19 protein-coding genes are annotated in these 17,465 nt (G+C 70.3%); 5 read left to right on the top strand and 14 right to left on the bottom strand.

Features of this window, described 5'->3' with window-relative positions; all coding sequences use genetic code 11:
- Positions 1-21: 21 nt before the first annotated feature.
- A complete protein-coding gene (gene argG / locus AB0I67_RS00545; RefSeq protein ID WP_357915295.1) occupies positions 22-1,470 on the top strand; it encodes an argininosuccinate synthase in 1,449 nt (482 codons plus the stop codon).
- Here the strand turns inward: argG and AB0I67_RS00540 are convergent.
- The 10 genes from AB0I67_RS00540 to AB0I67_RS00495 form a co-directional block, all read right to left on the bottom strand.
- Entirely contained in the window at positions 1,467-3,443 is a 1,977-nt protein-coding gene (locus tag AB0I67_RS00540; RefSeq protein WP_357915292.1) for a sensor histidine kinase, read from the bottom strand. The two genes, argG and AB0I67_RS00540, sit on opposite strands and share 4 nt — an antisense overlap.
- Positions 3,444-3,567: 124 nt before the next feature.
- Positions 3,568-3,876, bottom strand: a complete 309-nt coding sequence (locus AB0I67_RS00535) for a DUF1416 domain-containing protein (RefSeq protein ID WP_357915289.1) — start codon at positions 3,874-3,876, stop codon at positions 3,568-3,570.
- Positions 3,876-4,715: a sulfurtransferase gene (locus AB0I67_RS00530; protein ID WP_357915286.1), complete on the bottom strand. Its 840-nt coding sequence runs from the start codon at positions 4,713-4,715 to the stop codon at positions 3,876-3,878. Before AB0I67_RS00530 ends, AB0I67_RS00535 begins: the two co-directional genes overlap by 1 nt.
- The gene (locus tag AB0I67_RS00525; protein ID WP_357915283.1) at positions 4,712-5,113 is read right to left on the bottom strand and encodes a DUF4395 domain-containing protein; all 402 of its coding nucleotides are present in this window, start codon (positions 5,111-5,113) and stop codon (positions 4,712-4,714) included. Before AB0I67_RS00525 ends, AB0I67_RS00530 begins: the two co-directional genes overlap by 4 nt.
- A 57-nt stretch (positions 5,114-5,170) precedes the next feature.
- Complete coding sequence (locus tag AB0I67_RS00520; protein ID WP_357918323.1) at positions 5,171-5,254, bottom strand: putative leader peptide; 84 nt, start codon at positions 5,252-5,254, stop codon at positions 5,171-5,173.
- Positions 5,255-5,287: 33 nt separating this feature from the next.
- Positions 5,288-5,626, bottom strand: coding sequence for a thioredoxin family protein (locus AB0I67_RS00515; RefSeq protein WP_357918320.1), 339 nt, complete (start codon positions 5,624-5,626; stop codon positions 5,288-5,290).
- 153 nt (positions 5,627-5,779) lie between these two features.
- The gene (locus AB0I67_RS00510; protein WP_357918317.1) at positions 5,780-6,529 is read right to left on the bottom strand and encodes a zf-HC2 domain-containing protein; all 750 of its coding nucleotides are present in this window, start codon (positions 6,527-6,529) and stop codon (positions 5,780-5,782) included.
- Positions 6,529-7,041: a sigma-70 family RNA polymerase sigma factor gene (locus AB0I67_RS00505; RefSeq protein WP_357915280.1), complete on the bottom strand. Its 513-nt coding sequence runs from the start codon at positions 7,039-7,041 to the stop codon at positions 6,529-6,531. Before AB0I67_RS00505 ends, AB0I67_RS00510 begins: the two co-directional genes overlap by 1 nt.
- Before the next feature lie 52 nt (positions 7,042-7,093).
- Entirely contained in the window at positions 7,094-7,762 is a 669-nt protein-coding gene (locus tag AB0I67_RS00500) for a DUF2993 domain-containing protein (RefSeq protein ID WP_357915278.1), read from the bottom strand.
- A 22-nt stretch (positions 7,763-7,784) separates the two neighbouring features.
- A complete protein-coding gene (locus AB0I67_RS00495) occupies positions 7,785-8,036 on the bottom strand; it encodes a MoaD/ThiS family protein (RefSeq protein WP_357915275.1) in 252 nt (83 codons plus the stop codon).
- A 126-nt stretch (positions 8,037-8,162) separates the two neighbouring features.
- On the opposite strand from AB0I67_RS00495, the gene AB0I67_RS00490 reads away from it, so the two are divergent.
- A complete protein-coding gene (locus AB0I67_RS00490; RefSeq protein WP_357915272.1) occupies positions 8,163-8,873 on the top strand; it encodes a response regulator transcription factor in 711 nt (236 codons plus the stop codon).
- On the opposite strand, the gene AB0I67_RS00485 is transcribed toward AB0I67_RS00490, so the two are convergent.
- Entirely contained in the window at positions 8,813-9,325 is a 513-nt protein-coding gene (locus AB0I67_RS00485) for an Lrp/AsnC family transcriptional regulator (RefSeq protein WP_357915269.1), read from the bottom strand. The two genes, AB0I67_RS00490 and AB0I67_RS00485, sit on opposite strands and share 61 nt — an antisense overlap.
- Positions 9,326-9,433: 108 nt before the next feature.
- Between AB0I67_RS00485 and AB0I67_RS00480 the strand changes: the two genes are divergently transcribed.
- From AB0I67_RS00480 to AB0I67_RS00470, 3 genes are all read left to right on the top strand, one after another.
- Positions 9,434-12,724, top strand: a complete 3,291-nt coding sequence (locus tag AB0I67_RS00480) for an indolepyruvate ferredoxin oxidoreductase family protein (protein ID WP_357915266.1) — start codon at positions 9,434-9,436, stop codon at positions 12,722-12,724.
- A 10-nt stretch (positions 12,725-12,734) separates the two neighbouring features.
- Positions 12,735-13,859 carry an acyl-CoA dehydrogenase family protein gene (locus AB0I67_RS00475; RefSeq protein ID WP_357915263.1) on the top strand — a complete coding sequence of 375 codons (1,125 nt, stop codon included), beginning with the start codon at positions 12,735-12,737 and terminating at the stop codon, positions 13,857-13,859.
- A 93-nt stretch (positions 13,860-13,952) separates the two neighbouring features.
- Positions 13,953-14,600, top strand: coding sequence for an HAD family hydrolase (locus AB0I67_RS00470; RefSeq protein ID WP_357915260.1), 648 nt, complete (start codon positions 13,953-13,955; stop codon positions 14,598-14,600).
- Here the strand turns inward: AB0I67_RS00470 and AB0I67_RS00465 are convergent.
- From AB0I67_RS00465 to AB0I67_RS00455, 3 genes are read right to left on the bottom strand one after another with little or no spacing between them, the layout of a single operon-like run.
- The gene (locus AB0I67_RS00465; RefSeq protein WP_357915257.1) at positions 14,597-15,841 is read right to left on the bottom strand and encodes a site-specific integrase; all 1,245 of its coding nucleotides are present in this window, start codon (positions 15,839-15,841) and stop codon (positions 14,597-14,599) included. The two genes, AB0I67_RS00470 and AB0I67_RS00465, sit on opposite strands and share 4 nt — an antisense overlap.
- Before the next feature lie 4 nt (positions 15,842-15,845).
- Positions 15,846-16,004 (bottom strand): helix-turn-helix domain-containing protein, encoded by a 159-nt coding sequence (locus AB0I67_RS00460; RefSeq protein WP_357918314.1) that lies wholly within the window; start codon positions 16,002-16,004, stop codon positions 15,846-15,848.
- A 17-nt stretch (positions 16,005-16,021) separates the two neighbouring features.
- Positions 16,022-17,341 carry a replication initiator gene (locus AB0I67_RS00455; protein ID WP_357915254.1) on the bottom strand — a complete coding sequence of 440 codons (1,320 nt, stop codon included), beginning with the start codon at positions 17,339-17,341 and terminating at the stop codon, positions 16,022-16,024.
- Positions 17,342-17,465: the final 124 nt, after the last annotated feature.

Raw genomic sequence — 17,465 nt, 5'->3', positions numbered from 1 at the left:
TGGAGTGTATATATTTCTATTGTGTCTAAGGTGCTCACCTCCCTACCTGTCGGCGCCCGAGTGGGAATCGCGTTCTCCGGCGGCCTCGACACTTCCGTGGCCGTCGCGTGGATGCGCGCGAAGGGTGCAGTGCCCTGCACCTACACCGCCAACATCGGCCAATACGACGAACCCGACATCGAGTCCGTGCCCGGCCGGGCCGAGGCCTACGGCGCCGAGATCGCGCGCCTGGTCGACTGCCGCGCCGCCCTGGTCGAGGAGGGCCTGGCCGCCCTGGCCTGCGGCGCCTTCCACATCCGTTCCGGCGGGCGCGCCTACTTCAACACCACGCCGCTCGGCCGCGCGGTCACCGGCACCCTGCTGGTGCGCGCGATGCTCGAGGACCAGGTGCAGATCTGGGGTGACGGCTCGACCTTCAAGGGCAACGACATCGAGCGGTTCTACCGCTACGGCCTGCTGGCCAACCCCTCCCTGCGCATCTACAAGCCGTGGCTCGACGCCCAGTTCGTCAGCGAGCTCGGCGGGCGTAAGGAGATGTCGGAGTGGCTGCTGGAGCACGGCCTGCCGTACCGTGACAGCGTCGAGAAGGCCTACTCCACCGACGCCAACATCTGGGGCGCCACCCACGAGGCCAAGTCGCTGGAACACCTCGACACCGGCATCGAGATCGTCGAGCCGATCATGGGCGTCCGCTTCTGGGACCCGTCGGTCGAGATCGCGGCCGAGGACGTCACCATCGGCTTCGAGCAGGGCCGGCCGGTGACCATCAACGGCAAGGAGTTCGCCTCCGCGGTCGACCTGGTGCTGGAGGCCAACGCCATCGGCGGCCGGCACGGCCTGGGCATGTCCGACCAGATCGAGAACCGCATCATCGAGGCCAAGAGCCGCGGCATCTACGAGGCGCCCGGCATGGCCCTGCTGCACGCGGCCTACGAGCGGCTGGTCAACGCCATCCACAACGAGGACACCCTCGCCGCCTACTACACCGAGGGCCGCCGGCTCGGCCGGCTGCTCTACGAGGGCCGCTGGCTCGACCCGCAGGCGCTGATGATCCGCGAGTCGGTGCAGCGCTGGGTCGGCATGGCCGTGACCGGCGAGGTCACCCTGCGGCTGCGCCGGGGCGAGGACTACTCGATCCTCGACACCCGCGGCCCGGCCTTCAGCTACCACCCGGACAAGCTGTCCATGGAGCGGGTGGAGGAGCCGGCCTTCGGCCCGGTCGACCGGATCGGCCAGCTCACCATGCGCAACCTCGACATCGCCGACTCGCGCTCGCGGCTGGAGCAGTACGCGCGGCTCGGCCTGGTGGGCAGCCAGCACCCGATGTTGCTCGGCGTGCAGCAGGCTCCGCCCACCGCGCTCATCGACGGGATGACCGAGGGCGGCGCCGACGCGATCACCTCCAGCTCGGCCGACCCCGAGGCGGAGGCGCTGCTGGACAGCGCCGCCATGGAGTTCGGCGTCGACTAGGCCGCGCCGCTCAGCGGGAGCAGGGCCTCGACGGTGGTGCCGCAGGGGCCCGAGCTGATCACGCAGGAGCCGCCCAGCTCCGCCGCGCGCTCGCGCATCGAGGCCAGTCCCACCCCCTTGCGGTGGTGGGACGGCACGCCCGAGCCGTCGTCGGAGACGGTCAGCCGCAGCTCGCGGCCGTTGGCCGCCAGGTGGATGCGGTAGTTCGACGCGCCCGAGTGGCGGCGGGCGTTGGTCAGCGCCTCCTGCGCGATCCGGTAGGCGGCCACCTCCACCGCGGCGGGCAGGCCGTCGAGCTCGCCCTCCGAGGTGACCGTGGTCGCCGGGTCGGGCCCGGCCAGCTCGGTGATGGCCCCGGCCAGGCCGAGGTCGTCGAGCGCGGGCGGGCGCAGGCCGTACACCAGGGCGCGCAGGTCGCCGCTGACCGCGTCCATGCCGCTGCGCAGGTCGCCGAGGAGGATGTCGGCCTCGGCGGGCGAGCGGCGCAGGTTCACCCGGGCGATGTTGAGCGTCATGGCCAGCCCGGACAACGTCTGGCCCAGCCCGTCGTGCAGGTCGCGGCGCAGCCGGCGGCGTTCCTCCTCGCGGGCGCTCAGGATGCGCTCGCGCGAGCGTTGCAGGTCGGCGGCCATCCGCACCGCGTGCGCGACGTCGGCGACGTACGGCAGCAGCGTCCGCACCACCCGCTCGTCGTGCGCGTCGGCGAAGCGGCGCGACTCCGGCCGCCCGATGGTCAGGCTGCCGACCAGCTCGCCGTGCCACACCAGCGGCAGCACCCGGGCGCCGGGCCCCGGCTCGCCGCTGCGCACCTGCGAGGGCACGCCTTCGGGCACGTCCACCGACACCCCGTCCACGGCCAGGCCGTCCCGCACCACCGAGATGACCGCGGCCAGCGCCTCGGCGGGGTCGGCGGTGCGCAGTTCCTGGGTGAGCCGCTGGGCCAGCAGCGCGGGGTCGCCGACCGGCCCGTACATCGCGCGGTCCACCGCCCGTTGCAGCGCCTGCCGGAGCGGCTGGAAGAAGGCGCCGGCGAACAGCGCGGCGGTCAGCCCGGCGATCTGGTGGTACTCGGCGACCAGGAGGCTGGCCACCGCGCCGACCGCGAAGTAGACCGCGCCGACCACCAGGACCAGCCCGGCGGCGACCAGGGTCCGGCTGATCACCGTGTCGATGCCGAACAGCCGGTAGCGCAGCACCGAGAAGACGATCGCGACCGGGATGAGCGCGGTCCAGATCGTGGTGGCGAGCCAGAACTCGCCGCCCAGGACCAGGAAGAGCACGTAGATCGCGAAGGCGGCCAGGGGCCAGGCGATCTGCCGGCGCATGGCCGGGTCGGCCCGGCGCAGCCGCAGCGCCAGCGAGACCAGCGCGGTCACCACGCACGCGTTCACCGCCCAGAACAGCACGACGGTCGCCGACAAGTACTGCTCCACGGTGAAGCCGGGCAGCGCGAGCGGGTTGGGGATGAGCTCGGGATACGGGTAGCGGGCCAGGTCGGGATCGGGCCGAACCACCCGGTTCAGGGCCTGCAGGACGCTGATCACCATGGCCGCCACCACGAACCACCGCCAGCGCGGCGACGGCAGCCGCCCGGTCGGCGAGTAGAGCGGCAGCACGATCGCCGAGAGGCCGCCGCCGAGCGCCCAGAAGGTGACGCTGATCGGGCGCAACCAGCCCGCCGCGACCACCTCCCCGGTGGAGGCGAGCTGGAGCATGACCGTCTGGATCAGGACCATGAAGGCCATGAGCAGGCCGCCGGCCAGCATCAGCCGGCCCAGGATCAGGTCGGGACGGCGGCGCAGCAGCAGCGCGCCCAGCACCGGGAAGGCCAGGCCGGCCGGGTAGTCGGGCGTGACCGGCGGGTCCGGCGCCCAGGCGGCCGGCAGGCGGAGCTGGATGAGGACGGCCAGAAGGACGGCGACGACGGCCGCCGCAGCGGCCGTCCCGGCGACAAGGGGGTGTCTTCTGTCCATGTTGGTGGCGATTATGGCCTTTGACGAGGGTGTTCGTCTCCCCCGTCTCACCGGAGCCGCTCCAGCCGGGGGAAAACCGGCAGGGCCGGCGCGTCGCCGCACCGGCCCTGCCAGAAGAAAAGGATCAGACGGCGACCGCGAGCTGCGCGATCTCCCCCTGCTTGGCCTGGACCGCCACGTCACGGGTGACGCCGCCGCCGGCGATGATCCGCACCGTCCAGTCGCCGGGCGCGGCGAAGAAGCGGAAGATGCCCTCGTCGGAGACGACGACCTCGCCGGTGAACTCACCGGAGTGGTCGAGCAGGCGGGCGTAGGCCGTCCCGCCGGTGCCGGTGACGACACCCTGGATGACCGCCTGCGTCGACAGGTCGATGCCGGCGGGGAGTTCGATGGTCTGCTCGGGCGCTGCGCAACCCTGGGCGACAACGGACATCAGCGGGCCTCCCCCAACTCGATCGGCACGCCCACGAGCGAGCCGTACTCGGTCCACGAACCGTCATAGTTCTTCACGTTGGCCTGGTCGAGGATCTCGTGCAGCACGAACCACGTGTGCGCCGAGCGCTCCCCGATGCGGCAGTAGGCGATGGTGTCCTTGCCGAAGTCGACGCCCGCGCCCTGGTAGAGCTCGGAGAGCTCGGCGTCGGACTTGAAGGTGCCGTCGTCGTTGGCCGCCTTGGACCACGGGATGTTGCGGGCGGTCGGCACGTGGCCGGCGCGCTGCGCCTGCTCCTGCGGCAGGTGGGCCGGGGCGAGCAGCTTGCCGGTGAACTCGTCGGGCGAGCGCACGTCGACCAGGTTGAGCTTGCCGATCGCGTTCACCACGTCGTCGCGGAAGGCGCGGATCGCCACGTCCTGGTCCTTGGCCACGTAGGTGGTGGCCGCGCGGGCCGGGACCTCGGTCACGAGCTCGCGGGAGTCGAGCTCCCACTTCTTGCGGCCGCCGTCGAGGAGCTTGACGTTCTCGTGGCCGTAGAGCTTGAAGTACCAGTACGCGTACGCGGCGAACCAGTTGTTGTTACCGCCGTAGAGGACGACCAGGTCGTCGTTGGCGATCCCGCGCTCGGACAGGAGGGCCTCGAAGCCCGCCTTGTCGACGAAGTCACGGCGGACGGGGTCCTGCAGGTCGTCGCGCCAGTCGATGCGGACGGCGCCGCGGATGTGGCCCTTGGCGTAGGCGCTGGTGTCCTCGTCGACCTCGACGAGCACGACACCAGGGGTGTCGAGGTTGGCCTCGACCCAGTCGGCGTCCACCAGTGCGGCGGAACGGCTCATGAGACTCTCCCGGGTTGTAGACGGCGAATGATCAGGTACATCTCGCAGCCGAGGCAGAATCCGAAGGCTGCGTTGAGGAAGGCGGCGAGGAGAGCCGCTGCCGTGGCCCCGAAGGCCAGCGGCGTGATCCCGGCGACGAATCCGATCAGCCCCGCGACCGCGAAGACGAACCCGACGGCCTGCGCGAACCGCGGCGGGCGAGGGTCTTCGGTCTCCTTCGGCGGGCTGGTGAGCAACCGCCTGGCGATCATCCCGTACGGCTGGCGCCAGAGCGCCCCGAGGGCGAACACCACGGCTTGGGCAGCGAGCAACCAGCCGCTCTCGAAGATCAGGACGAGAGCGAGAACGAGGGTCGTCGTGGCCGCGCCGAGGCGTAGTGCTCTGGGATCAGCACGCATCGGAGATGCTCCTGAAGGGGTCGGATGGGGCGGATCTCAATCCGCGCGGGACCGTCCTCAGGCAGCGCGACAGAGCGCGGTGGCCACGCGGCAGAAATCAACCGCGCGCCGCTTCGTGAGCAGCTCTGTCGTGGGGTTCATGTTGACGACACTACAGGGCGGTCTCGCCATCTGTCACTTGTCGTCCGATTGATGAGATGAATCATGAGACACCGCCAGGCCGAGCGCGGCGATGACGTCGGCCTTCCGGGGCTGGCCGGAGGCCTTTTTCACCACGTCACCGCGGGCGTCGAGGACCAAAACGGTGGGGGTGCGCATGATGTCGAGCGTCCGGACCAGGTCGAGGCGGGCCTCGGCGTCGATCTCGACGTGCCGCACGCCGGGGACCATCGCGGCCACCTCGTCCAGGATGCGGCGGGTGGCGCGGCACGGCTGGCAGAAGGCGGTGGAGAACTGCACCAGGGTGGCGCGCTCGCCCAAGGGCTCGCCGATGGCCGCCTCGTCCAAGCGCATCCCGCCCGCCTTCCTGTCGCGCAGCCTGCCGTCGCGGCTTCGCCGTACGAGGGCTATGGCCAGGCCGGCGGCCAGGGTGGCCAGCACGACCCACAGACCGTTCACGACCTCTCCAACCCCGCCGGGCCCGCCGCTATTTCACCGGGCCTTCCGCTATTTCGCCGGGACGACGGTGAGGACCGTTCCGGCGGCGTCGACCAGGCGGAATCCGGTGATCGCGGCCGGTGGGATCCGGGTCCGGAGCGTGAAGGTGGCCGAGGGCTCGCTGTAGCCCTGTTCGAGGCGCCAGGGCGCGGTGGCGTCCTCGGTGCCGTCGCGGCCGAGGACGACGACCCGGCACTCCACGCCGGGCGGCGCCCCGGCGACGGTGAGGCGCAGCCGCGAGCCGGTGCCCGCCGGCGTGGCGATCACGCTGGCGCTCACGCTCGCCGCTGCGGCGAACGTGTCGGCCTGGGTGGCACTCCGCTTGGACTCCGCGGCGGGCTCCTCGGGCGCGACCGCCACCGAAGGCGCGTCGTAGCTCTCCTGGCTCTGCGCGGCCGGCGCCCCGCCGGCGTTGGTGGACGCCAGCTCGCCGGAACGCTGGGCGGCGTTCCAGACCGTGCCGCCGACGACCAGCACCGCGGCCGAGGCGGCGACCGCCATCAGCCAGCGCCCGCGCCGGTTGCGCCGGGCCTTGGTGGCCAGCAGCCGGTCGAGCACCTGCGGCGGCGGGCTGGCGACCAGCTCGATGTCCTTCTCGGTGACCTTGGCGAGCACCGGCGGCAGCGACGCCAGCCCGGTGAACTCCTCCAGGCACGCGTCGCAGGTCGCCAGGTGGTCGTCCACCTCGGCGGCCTCCTCCGGCTCCAGGGCGCCCAGCGCGTGCGCGCCCAGCGACAGCCGTACCTCCTCGCAGGTCATCACGGTGCCAGCCCCCGCTCCTCCAGCGCGAGCTTCAGCGCGCGCAAGGCGTAGTAGGTGCGCGACTTGACCGTGCCCGGCGGGATGCCCAGCGTCTCCGACGCCTCCTTCACCGATCTCCCCCGGTAGTAGACCTCCTGCAGCACCTCGCGGTGGTCGGGCCGCAGCGCGGCCAGCGCCTCCGCGATGGCCCAGGACTCCACCGCGCGCTCCAGCTCGTCGTCGGCGGGGACGACGGCCAGGGCCTCGTCGCCCGTCTCCGGCGGGCGGGCGCGGCGGGCCCGGTGCTGGTCGACGACCAGGTTGCGGGCGACGGTGAACAACCACGCCCGGATGGGCCGCCCGGTGAGCGCGTCAGGGTGCCGCCAGGCCCGCAGCAGCGTCTCCTGCACGACATCCTCCGCTCGCCCGGCATCCCCGGTCAGCCGCAACACGTAACCGTAGAGCGGCCCGGCGTGTTCCTCGAACAGCGTTCTGACGAGTTCCTCGTCGGCTGTCCCCGCCGGGCTCACTTCTTTCCCCCCACGGTCCTCATCACGTACGGCGGGGCGATCCGGTTCGATGTCAGCCACGGATCGGCACGTCACTCGCCTCGGCCGAGAGCTCCAGCCCGCCCGGCACGCTCTTGAGCGAGGTGACCTTCACGTCGAAGGGCAGCTTGCCCTTGAAGTTGATGGTGTAGGACACCATCCGCGCCAGCGCGTCGGGCACGCCTTCGATCTTCTCGGCGATGACCTTGATCGCCCCGTCGCCGGCCAGCTCGACGCGCATCGTGGCGTTGAACTTGAAGCGCTGGGCGCCCACCGGCAGCTCGCCGGTGGCCATCAGGCGGTCGCCCTGGGCGTTGACCTTGATGCCCTCGGGGGCGAAGCGGTTGATGGTCTCGTTGGTGATCACACCCGTGATCGCGACCCGCTCGGCGATGATGTTGGCCCGGTTCTGGAGCACCTCCATCAGCGGCGCGCGCACGTTGAAGGCCGCGCCGCGCAGGTCCTTGATCGGCACGCCGGCGTAGGTGAGCGTGCCGAGGTCGAAGCGCACCTCCTGATAGAGGCCGGAGGCGGCCTGGGTCAGGAAGGGGATGCCCTCGATGGAGACGGTCGGCGTCCGGTCCACCTTGGTGGCGGCGGCGATCCGGTTGGCCAGATCCCGCTCCACGCCGGCGACGACGACTCGGTCGCCGATCGCCAGGAGGGCGATCAGCACAATCAGGAAGAAGAGGAACTTCCGCACAGTGACTGAGCCTCCCAGACAATCAACCGCCCGCGAAAGGCGGCAGAACTTCGACCGTCACCCCGTCCCCCAGGAGGACCTCTTCATGCGCCCGCCTGCCGACCGGATCGCCGTCGACGAGGAATGATGATCTTTTCACGACCGTGGCAAGAGTCTCACGATTCCGTGTGATTTTGGTCATGAGTTCGGCCAGCGAATTCGCCTCACAGATCTCCTCGGCCACACCCGCCGCCTCTTTCGCGGCCGCCCAGTATCGAATGGTTACCGTGGCCATGAATTCCTCACATCTCAATGGGTGGTCCGTGATGGGACGTGAACGACCCACTGGGTTATCCTCACCTACGGGACCTGGGCGATGCAGCCCCCGGGTCCTTCTGTGTTTACAGGGAGGTCACCTGCGATGAGCAACCTGCTCCTGCTGACGAACGCCCTCGAACCGTCCTCCGAGGTGCTTCCGGCCCTGGGGTTGCTCCTGCACTCGATCCGGGTCGCGCCGGCCGAGGCCGCGGCGCTGATCGACGCGCCTCCCGCGGACGCCGTCCTGGTCGACGCGCGCCGCGAACTGGCCCACGCCAAGAGCCTGTGCCGGCTGATCCGCACCACCGGCGTCGACTGCCCGCTGCTGGTGATCGTCACCGAGGGCGGCCTGGCCGCGATGAGCGCCGAGTGGGGCGTCGACGACGTGCTCCTGGAGTCGGCAGGACCGGCCGAGGTCGAGGCCCGGCTGCGGATGGCCACCGGCCGCCTGGCGCTGTCCTCCACCGAGGCGGCGCCCGACGAGATCCGCAGCGGCGACCTGTCGATCGACGAGGCGACCTACACCGCGCGGCTGCGCGGACGCGCGCTCGACCTGACCTTCAAGGAGTTCGAGCTGCTGAAGTACCTCGCGCAGCACCCCGGGCGGGTCTTCACCCGCGCCCAGTTGCTGCAGGAGGTCTGGGGCTACGACTACTTCGGCGGCACCCGCACCGTGGACGTGCATGTGCGGCGGCTGCGCGCCAAGCTCGGGCCGGAGAACGAGGCCCTGATCGGCACCGTGCGCAACGTGGGCTACCGGTTCGTGCCCGACCGGGGCGGCTCCGACCAGCGCGAGTCGCTCTCCCTGGCCTGATCGCGGCGCGGCAGCGTCTCCCGGCTCCACGAGCCGAGCACCATCAGCGTCTTGGTGCCGGTCACGTTCCCCGCCCGCCGCAGGTTGTCGATCACCTGCTGGAGGTGGTCGAGGTCGCGCGCCCGCACGTGGATGAGCGCGTCGGGATCACCGGCGATGGTGAACACCTCCTCCACCTCGGGGAAACCGGTCGTGGTCCGGACGATCTCCCCCACCGGCGTGCTGCCCGAGTAGCGCATCTCGGTGAAGGCCTGGATGCCCCAGCCGAGCTTGGCGTAGTCGATGCGGGCGGTGAAGCCGGTGATCACCCCGAGCTCCCGCATGCGGTCCACCCGCCGTTTCACCGCGGCGACCGACAGCCCGATCACGCCGGCCATCTCCGAGAAGGTCCGGCGGCCGTCCTCGCGGAGCAGGCGGATCAGCCGGTGGTCGATGTCGTCGAGGTCCTCCACGCAAGGTAATCTAGCTATTCCCAGCAGCGAAGCAAACTATTTGCGTCTTTTTCCCAGTTTGTCGTGCGATACTTGCGCACCTGGTAGCGCGGTTGCTCCACTTGGCCCGTGACCGTGCACCTTGACGACAAGTACACCGCGACCGAGGGCCGTGTGCTCATCTCCGGCATCCAGGCGCTGGTACGGCTGACGCTGGAGCAGCGGCGCCTCGACGAGGCCCGAGGTCTCAACACCCGCGTCTTCGTCTCCGGCTACCAGGGCTCGCCGCTCGGCGGGGTGGACCTGGAGATGGCCCGGGCCGCCCGCTTCCTCGACCCGGCCGGCGTGGTCTTCCAGCCCGGCCTCAACGAGGAGCTCGCCGCCACCGCCGTGGCCGGCACCCAGTTGCTCAAGGAGACGCCCGGCGCTCGGCACCAGGGCGTCACCGGGTTCTGGTACGGCAAGAACCCCGGCCTCGACCGGGCCGCCGACGCCATCCGGCACGCCAACCTGGCCGGCACCTCCGCCCACGGCGGCGCGGTCGCCTGGATCGGCGACGACCCGGGCAGCAAGTCCTCCACCGTGCCGAGCTCCTGCGAGCCGATGTGCCAGAGCCTGGCCATGCCGCTGCTCGCGCCCGGCTCGGTCGCCGGGATCATCGAGTTCGGGCTGCACGCGGTGGCCATGTCGCGGGCCAGCGGCCTGTGGGTCGGGCTGAAGATCGTCGCGGACATCGCCGACGCCTCGGCCACCGTCGACCTCGCCCTGCCCGAGCTGCCCGGCGTCGACCGGCCGGACGCCCCCGCGCCGACGCTGGTCGGACCGGCCTCGCTCGACGCCGAGTACGACCAGCTCACCCGCCGGCTCGCGCTCGCCCGCGCCTACGCCCGCGAACACGGGCTCAACCGCGTCGTCGGCGACTCCCCCGGCGCCACCCTGGGCATCCTCGCCTCCGGCACCAGCTTCGCCGTCGTCCGGCGCGCGCTGTCCGACCTCGGGCTGCCGGAGGAGCGCTTCCGGCTCATCGAGCTCGGCATGCCGTACCCGATCGACGCCGACCACCTCGCCGAGCTCACCTCCGGGCTGAAGACCGTCCTGGTCGTCGAGGACAAGGTGCCGTTCCTGGAGAACCACCTCAAGGCCGCGCTGTACGGCAGGACCGACCAGCCGGACGTCGTCGGGCGCGAACTCCTCACCGCGCGCGGCACGCTGGGCGCCGAGGACGTGGCGGGGGCGCTGGCCAAGCTCGTCCCCGACGTGGCCGCGCCCAAGCGCCCTCGGCCGAGCCGCAGCCTGCCGCTCGTCGCCTCGCGCACGCCGTACTTCTGCTCCGGCTGCCCGCACAACATCTCCACCCGCACCGCCGACGACAGCCTGGTCGGCGTGGGCATCGGCTGCCACGCGATGATCGCGCTGGCCGGCGACGGCCGCGGCAAGCAGGTCGGGCTGACCCAGATGGGCGGCGAGGGCGCGCAGTGGATCGGCCTGGCGCCCTTCACCGACGACCGGCACTTCGTCCAGAACCTCGGTGACGGCACCTTCCACCACTCCGGCTCGCTGGCGGTCCGCGCGGCGGTCGCGGCCGGGGTGACGATGACCTACAAGCTGCTCTACAACGACGCGGTCGCCATGACCGGCGGCCAGCAGGCCGAGGGCAAGCTCGACATCCCCACGCTGACCCGCTGGCTGGCCCTGGAAGGCGTGCGGCGCGTGGTGATCACCACGCCGACGCCCGAGACCTACCGCGGCGTCCGGCTCGACCCGGTCGCCACCGTCCGGCACCGCGACGACTTCGCCGAGGTCGAGAAGGAACTGGCGGCACTCGACGGGGTGACCGTGCTGATCCACGACGACCGGTGCGCGGCCGAGGAACGCCGGCTGCGCAAGCGCGGCAAGGTGCCGAGCGTGCCGGAGAAGGTCGTGGTCAACGAGCGGGTCTGCGAGGGTTGCGGCGACTGCGGCGACGTCTCCACCTGCCTGTCGGTCCAGCCCGTGCAGACCGAGTTCGGCCGCAAGACGCGCATCCACCAGCCCTCGTGCAACTCCGACCTGAGCTGCCTCAAGGGCGACTGCCCCTCCTTCCTGCTGGTCACCCCCGGCAAGAAGGCCAAGCGGGCGATCCCGCCGGTCGGCGACCTGCCCGAGCCCACGCCGCGCTTCCACGGCGACGTCGTCGTGCGCATGCCCGGCATCGGCGGCACCGGCGTGGTCACCGTCTCGCAGATCCTGCAGATGGCCGCCCACCTCGACGGCCTGCACGCCGCCGGGCTGGAGCAGACCGGCCTGGCCCAGAAGGGCGGCCCGGTCGTCAGCGACGTGCGCATCTCCGCGAGCCCGCTGACCGGCTCGGTCAAGACCACCCGCGGCTCCGCGGACGTGCTGATCGGCTTCGACCTGCTCGGCGCCGCCGCCGACGGCAACCTGGCCGGAGCCCGCGCCGGGCACACGATTGCGGTGATCAACACGGCCGTCGTGCCCACCTCGGCCATGGTCACCGGCCTCACCCCGCTGCCCGGCTCACCGGACGCCGCGCTGGAGCGCATCGAATCGGCCACCCACGCCGCCGAGAATCTCTACGTCGACGCGCAGCGGCTTTCGGAAGAGCTCTTCGACGACCACATGCCGGCGAACATGCTGCTGATCGGCGCCGCCTACCAGCACGGCTGCCTGCCGGTCACGGCCAAGGCGGTCGAGGAGGCCATCCGGCTCAACGGCGCGGCGGTCGAGAAGAACCTCGCCGCCTTCAACCACGGCCGCGCCGCCGCGCTCAAGGCCGTGACCGACTCCTCCAGCGAGACTCCGGCCTCGCTGGAGGAGACCATCGCCCGGCTCGCCGACGACCTCACCGGCTACCAGAACGCCACCTACGCCCGCACCTACACGACCGAGGTCCGGCGCGTCGCCGACCTCACCGCCGGGTACGGCGACGCCATCGCCCTCGCCTACGCCCGCGGCCTGCACAAGCTCATGGCCTACAAGGACGAGTACGAGGTCGCCCGCCTGCACCTCGACCCCGCCGAGCAGGCCCGCCGCGACGCCGAGTTCGGCCCCGACGCCCAGGTCGCGGTCCTGCTCCACCCGCCGCTGCTGCGCGCCATGGGCATGAAGCGCAAGATCAAGCTCCGGCGTACGGCGGGGCCGGCCTTCCGGGCGTTGCGCGCGCTCAAGGGCCTGCGCGGGACGTCCCTGGACGTCTTCGGCTACGCCAAGGTCCGCCGCGTCGAACGCGAACTCATCACCGAATACCGCGACCTCGTCCACCAGGCCCTCGCCGCCCTGACTCCGGCCACCGCCGAACAGATCGCCGAGATCGCCGCGCTACCCGAGATGATCCGCGGGTACGAGGACATCAAGCTCGCCCGGGTCACCGAATACCGGGACCGAGCCCGTACGGCTCTCGCCGCCCTGCCCACCACGTAAGGGAGACACCATGGCCGTCGACCGCCTGCTGCCCACCCAGGAGGCCCGCGACCTGCTCGACCTCGTCCGCGACCTGGCCGACAAGGAACTCGCCACCCGGGTCGAGGAGCACGAGCGCAACGAGACCTACCCCACCGGCCTCTTCCGCACCCTCGGCGCCGCCGGGCTGCTCAGCCTGCCCTACCCCGAGGAGCAGGGCGGGGGCGGCCAGCCGTACGAGGTCTACCTGCAGATGCTGGAAGAACTCGCCGCGCGGTGGGCCGCGGTCGCGGTCGCGGTGAGCGTGCACACCCTCGCCTGCTACCCCGTGGCCACCTTCGGCACCCCCGAGCAGCGCGCCGAGGTGCTCCCCACCCTGCTCAGCGGCGACCTCGTCGGCGGCTACAGCCTCTCAGAACCCCAGGCCGGATCCGACGCCAACGCCCTCACCTGCAAGGCCGTGCCGGTCGAGGGCGGCTACCAGATCTTCGGCAACAAGGCGTGGATCACCCACGGCGGCATCGCCGACTTCTACGCCCTCTTCGCCCGGACCCCCTCCGGTGTCTCCTGCTTCCTCGCCCCCGGCTCCGCGCCCGGCCTGACCTTCGGCAAGCCCGAGGAGAAGATGGGCCTGCACGCCGTCCCCACCACCAGCGCCTTCTGGGACGGCGCCGTCCTCGAACACGACCGCCTCATCGGCGAGGAGGGGCAGGGGCTGCGCATCGCCTTCAGCGCCCTTGACTCCGGCCGCCTCGGCATCGCCGCCTGTGCCACCGGCCTGGCCCAGGCTGCCCTCGACGCGGCTGTGGCTTACGCCAAGGAGCGGACCACCTTCGGCCGGCGGATCATCGACCACCAGGGGCTTGGGTTCCTGCTCGCGGACATGGCCGCTTCCGTGGAGTCGGCGCGGGCCGTCTACCTCGACGCGGCTCGTCGGCGGGACGCTGGGGTGCCTTATACGCGGCAGGCCAGCATCGCGAAGCTGGTGGCCACCGACGCGGCCATGAAGGTGACCACCGATGCGGTGCAGGTGTTCGGGGGGTATGGGTATACGCGGGAGTTTCCTGTTGAGCGGTATATGCGGGAGGCGAAGATCATGCAGATCTTCGAGGGCACCAACCAGATCCAGCGCTTGGTTATCTCTAGGCACCTGTAGAGCTGCGGGAACGGCGCTTGGGCTGTCTGGGCGCCGTTGGGTGGCAGCACTCTGTTCCGTCGGTGTTCCGTGGGACGCCTAGGATCCCATTCTGTGCAGCGGCTCGCGCTCTTCGATCTCGACAACACGCTTCTGGATCTGGATGCGGCGTTCGCCGTGTGGGCCGAGGAGTTCGCGGCTGTCTATGGATTGGGGCCGGAGGCGGCTGCGTTCCTGATCTCGCTCGACCGTGACGGACACCCACATCGGGAAGCGTTCTTCGGCCAGGTGCGGGTGCGGTTTGGGCTCCCTGACTCCGTCTCGGAGCTGTGGGCTGGGTATCGCCGGCGGATGCCACACCTCGTGCGTGTGCGCCCCGAGGTTTTCGACGGGTTGGCCCGGCTGCGGGAGGCTGGGTGGAAGGTGGCGATCGTCACCAACGGAACGGCGGACAACCAGCTCGGCAAGATCCGTGAGACTGGCTTGATCGATGCTGTCGACGCTTACGCGCTGTCCGGGTTGGAGGGTGTGCGCAAGCCGGACGCCAGGCTTTTTGAGATCGCTGCGCAGCGGTGCGGGATGGAGCTGGCCGGCGGTGGCTGGATGGTTGGCGACAACCTCACTGCGGACATCGAGGGGGCTTCCGCGGTGGGGTTGCGGACGGTCTGGGTTGATCGGGGCGCGTGGCCAGGGTGGAAGCACGAAGCGGACCACGTCGTCACTGACGTGGTCCGCTCGTTTGAGATCTTGCTGGCAGGTTAGGCGGACTCGATCTTCCTGGGGTGGAAAAGTCGCTTGTCGATGGCTTTGCGGGCACGGTCGTGGGAGCCGGGCATCATGTGGGCGTAAACGCGGAGCGTGAAGCCGGGGTCGGCGTGGCCTAGATACTCGGCGAGTTCCTTGACTGACACTCCCCCGGTCAGCATGACGCTGGCGTAGTAGTGCCGTAACTGGTGGAGGCCCTCCTTCCTCGTCGTGGTGTAGCGCGCTCGCTTGCGGGCGTCCTGCGCTGGAGGTGGGATGACCCCGGCCTTGACGAGTGCGGGTTTCCAGACGAGTTCGCTGTAGCCGCGTGAGCGGATGTAGCGATCATCTGTCCAGCGGAAGAGCAGGTTGCAGGTGCGCGGAGTGCCGGTCAGCTTCTCCCAGGGGAGGGTGCAAGGTAAGGGCGGGAACTTCGCCACGTGTGCGCGAACGGCAGCAGCCGCCCAGTCCGGCAGGGGAACGATGCGCTCCTTGTCGTTCTTGGGCAGGGCGAACACGAACTTCGAGCCGAGGCGCTTGAGTTGCCGGCGGACTCGGACGAGGCCCTCGTCGAAGTCGATATCCTCCAGGGCCAGGCCGAACAGCTCCCCCTGGCGGAGTCCGCATGCGGCACCGATGATCGGCAGGAGCCGGAAGAGCTCGCTGTGGGCGTCGATCACCGCCAGAACGCGCTGATCTGACCAGGCGATGATTTCCTCAGTGGTTCGCTTGGGGACTTGGACGATGGGCGACTTGGCGGGGCTGCGCTTGATTGCCTCGTCAGCCACCGCGAGACTCAGCGTGCCCTGGAGGACGAGGAAGGCCGTGTAGACCGTCGACGTCTCGAAGCGGCTGCTCAGATCGCTGATCCAAGCCTGGATCTGTGAAGGTTTGATGCTCTTCACTTGGCGCTTGTCGAACACGGGGGCAACGTGCAGGCGATGGATGTACTCGTAGCGGATCTTCGTCGAAGGGTCGACGACGCGAGAGCCCAGCCAGCGCGCCGCCACTTCCCCGAAGAGGATCTTTCCGGCATGAGGATCGACGTACTCACCGCGGATGACGTCCGTCCGCATCTCGTCGGCCCTCTTGTCAGCGTCTGTCTTGCGCTGGAAGGCTTCCGAGACCTCCTTACCGTTGGGGTCGAGCCAGACGGCCAGCCAGCGTTTGCCTCTGCCGTACCGCGTAGTTCTTGCCTTCTCGGTTCGGCCGTCCGCGTGGCGGATGGTCTTGGTCCAGAGATCTTTTACATATGCCATTGCTCTACTCCTGCTCGTTGACCCAGGCCAAGACGTCAGCGGGGAGGTATCTGAGATGGCGGCCGATCTTGCGGCCACGCGGACCAGTGCGGTGGTGGCGCCATTGGTAGAGAGTCGCCACAGGAATTCCAAGAAACGTGGCGACGTCGTCGACGCTCCACATTCGGGGTGGGGTGCTGGTCATCCAGAACCTCCCGATAAGGCCGCGGCGATGATCTGGTCGGCCCTGGAGAGGCCCTTGCCGACGTAGACCCAATGCGAGATCACGAGCACCGTGTCGTGGTCGAACAGTGGGAGGCGGCCGGTGGTGATGGCTTCGGCACGCTCGTGGTCGATGCGCTGCGTGTGGAGGTCTTTCCTGGTGAGGGAGTAGGCGCGGGATTTGGTGGCGAAGTGGCCGCGGAAGCCGAGCATGTGCGCCCATTGGATGAGCCGGAGGTCTGCCAGGTCGTCGAGCTGGCCGAGGCGCATGCATTCGGCGATGAGGCGTCTTGCGTGGTTGCGGATGGGCAGCGCGGTTAGGTCTTCTGCGGGACTGATACGTCGGTCGAGGGTGCCGACGCATTCGGAGGCTTTGGTGGCGTACTTGGCGATGTAGCTGGCGACCGCCTGCTCGGTCAGGTCTCCGGTTGTGGTGATCGGGCGTATGTCGAGCTGTCGGCCCCAGCGGAAGGGGCGGACGACGGTGGGGATGATGACCGAGACGGCGCCGGCCGCATGCTGTACGGCATCGGCGAGCGCATCGGCCGTCGCCCAGGGCGGGGGCGGCGTGGTTGGGCCGTCTGGCCCGTCGAGGCGGATGACGGCGTGGAAGTGCACGACGCCGCGGCGCTGGTATTCGGCGACTTTGGCGAAGGAGATGCGGACGTGGTCGCGCAGTTCGCGGAGGGTCAGCCCTGCGGTTTTGGCGAAGCGGCGGCGCAGGGCTTCGGTGAAGCGGCGCCAGAGCTCGGGGGCGATGGCGTTGAACAGGACGGCGGCCGAGTAGTTGTAGCAGTCGGGGCACAGTGGTTCGCCGAGGCGGGGGTCGTTGATGCTGTGGCGCGTTGAGCAGGTGGTGGAGCGCCCGTGCGGGCAGGACTGGGCGTTGCGGCGAGGGCGGCAGGGCAGCAGCTTGCCGTGGCGTTGGCGACGGGTGTGGACGCTGCCAAAGCTGGGGGCGGTGAGGGTCACGAAGAGCGCGGGGTGAGTGGTGACGGAGGTGGGAACGCCCTTACCGCCGGCCAGGCCCGCACGGATGAGCTGGTAGGTGTCGGCGCGGTAGGTCTCGGCGCAGGAGGGGCAGCGGGAGGCGCGGCGGGTCTTGCAGGGCAGTCGCAGGGTTCCGTAGGGCTCGGTGGCGGTGGTGTAGCTGTGGATGCGCTTGCCGGTGGCGGGGTCGATGTACAGGACGTGGCCGCGCATGTGGATGGGCTGTCGGCAGCCGCCGGTGCGGCGGATTTGGCCGGCCCAGCGGCCGAATTGGGGATCGCGGAGCCGAGCGATGATCTCGGCAGCCACGGCGGAGGTTGGCATGATGGGGAGGTCCCTTCCGGGCTGTGAGGTTCGGTGCGGGATGGCCCCCGACGTGACGGACGTCTTGGCGGATGTGTGGTCACGCCGGGGGCGCTGGGGTTCAGCAGAA

It is taken from the genome of Nonomuraea sp. NPDC050310, from assembly GCF_040655795.1.
Lineage (GTDB): Bacteria > Actinomycetota > Actinomycetes > Streptosporangiales > Streptosporangiaceae > Nonomuraea.
Note: the sequence above shows the minus strand (reverse complement) of the source record. Positions and strands in the feature narration are given on the sequence as shown.

Excerpts from the sequence above, each read along its gene's own strand:
- AB0I67_RS00540 (WP_357915292.1), bottom strand. The coding sequence starts at position 3,443 with ATGGACAGAAGACACCCCCTTGTCGCCGGGACGGCCGCTGCGGCGGCC.
- AB0I67_RS00535 (WP_357915289.1), bottom strand. The coding sequence starts at position 3,876 with ATGTCCGTTGTCGCCCAGGGTTGCGCAGCGCCCGAGCAGACCATCGAA.
- AB0I67_RS00530 (WP_357915286.1), bottom strand. The coding sequence starts at position 4,715 with ATGAGCCGTTCCGCCGCACTGGTGGACGCCGACTGGGTCGAGGCCAAC.
- AB0I67_RS00525 (WP_357915283.1), bottom strand. The coding sequence starts at position 5,113 with ATGCGTGCTGATCCCAGAGCACTACGCCTCGGCGCGGCCACGACGACC.
- AB0I67_RS00520 (WP_357918323.1), bottom strand. The coding sequence starts at position 5,254 with ATGAACCCCACGACAGAGCTGCTCACGAAGCGGCGCGCGGTTGATTTC.
- AB0I67_RS00515 (WP_357918320.1), bottom strand. The coding sequence starts at position 5,626 with ATGCGCTTGGACGAGGCGGCCATCGGCGAGCCCTTGGGCGAGCGCGCC.
- AB0I67_RS00510 (WP_357918317.1), bottom strand. The coding sequence starts at position 6,529 with ATGACCTGCGAGGAGGTACGGCTGTCGCTGGGCGCGCACGCGCTGGGC.
- AB0I67_RS00495 (WP_357915275.1), bottom strand. The coding sequence starts at position 8,036 with ATGGCCACGGTAACCATTCGATACTGGGCGGCCGCGAAAGAGGCGGCG.
- AB0I67_RS00490 (WP_357915272.1), top strand. The coding sequence starts at position 8,163 with ATGAGCAACCTGCTCCTGCTGACGAACGCCCTCGAACCGTCCTCCGAG.
- AB0I67_RS00475 (WP_357915263.1), top strand. The coding sequence starts at position 12,735 with ATGGCCGTCGACCGCCTGCTGCCCACCCAGGAGGCCCGCGACCTGCTC.
- AB0I67_RS00465 (WP_357915257.1), bottom strand. The coding sequence starts at position 15,841 with ATGGCATATGTAAAAGATCTCTGGACCAAGACCATCCGCCACGCGGAC.
- AB0I67_RS00460 (WP_357918314.1), bottom strand. The coding sequence starts at position 16,004 with ATGTGGAGCGTCGACGACGTCGCCACGTTTCTTGGAATTCCTGTGGCG.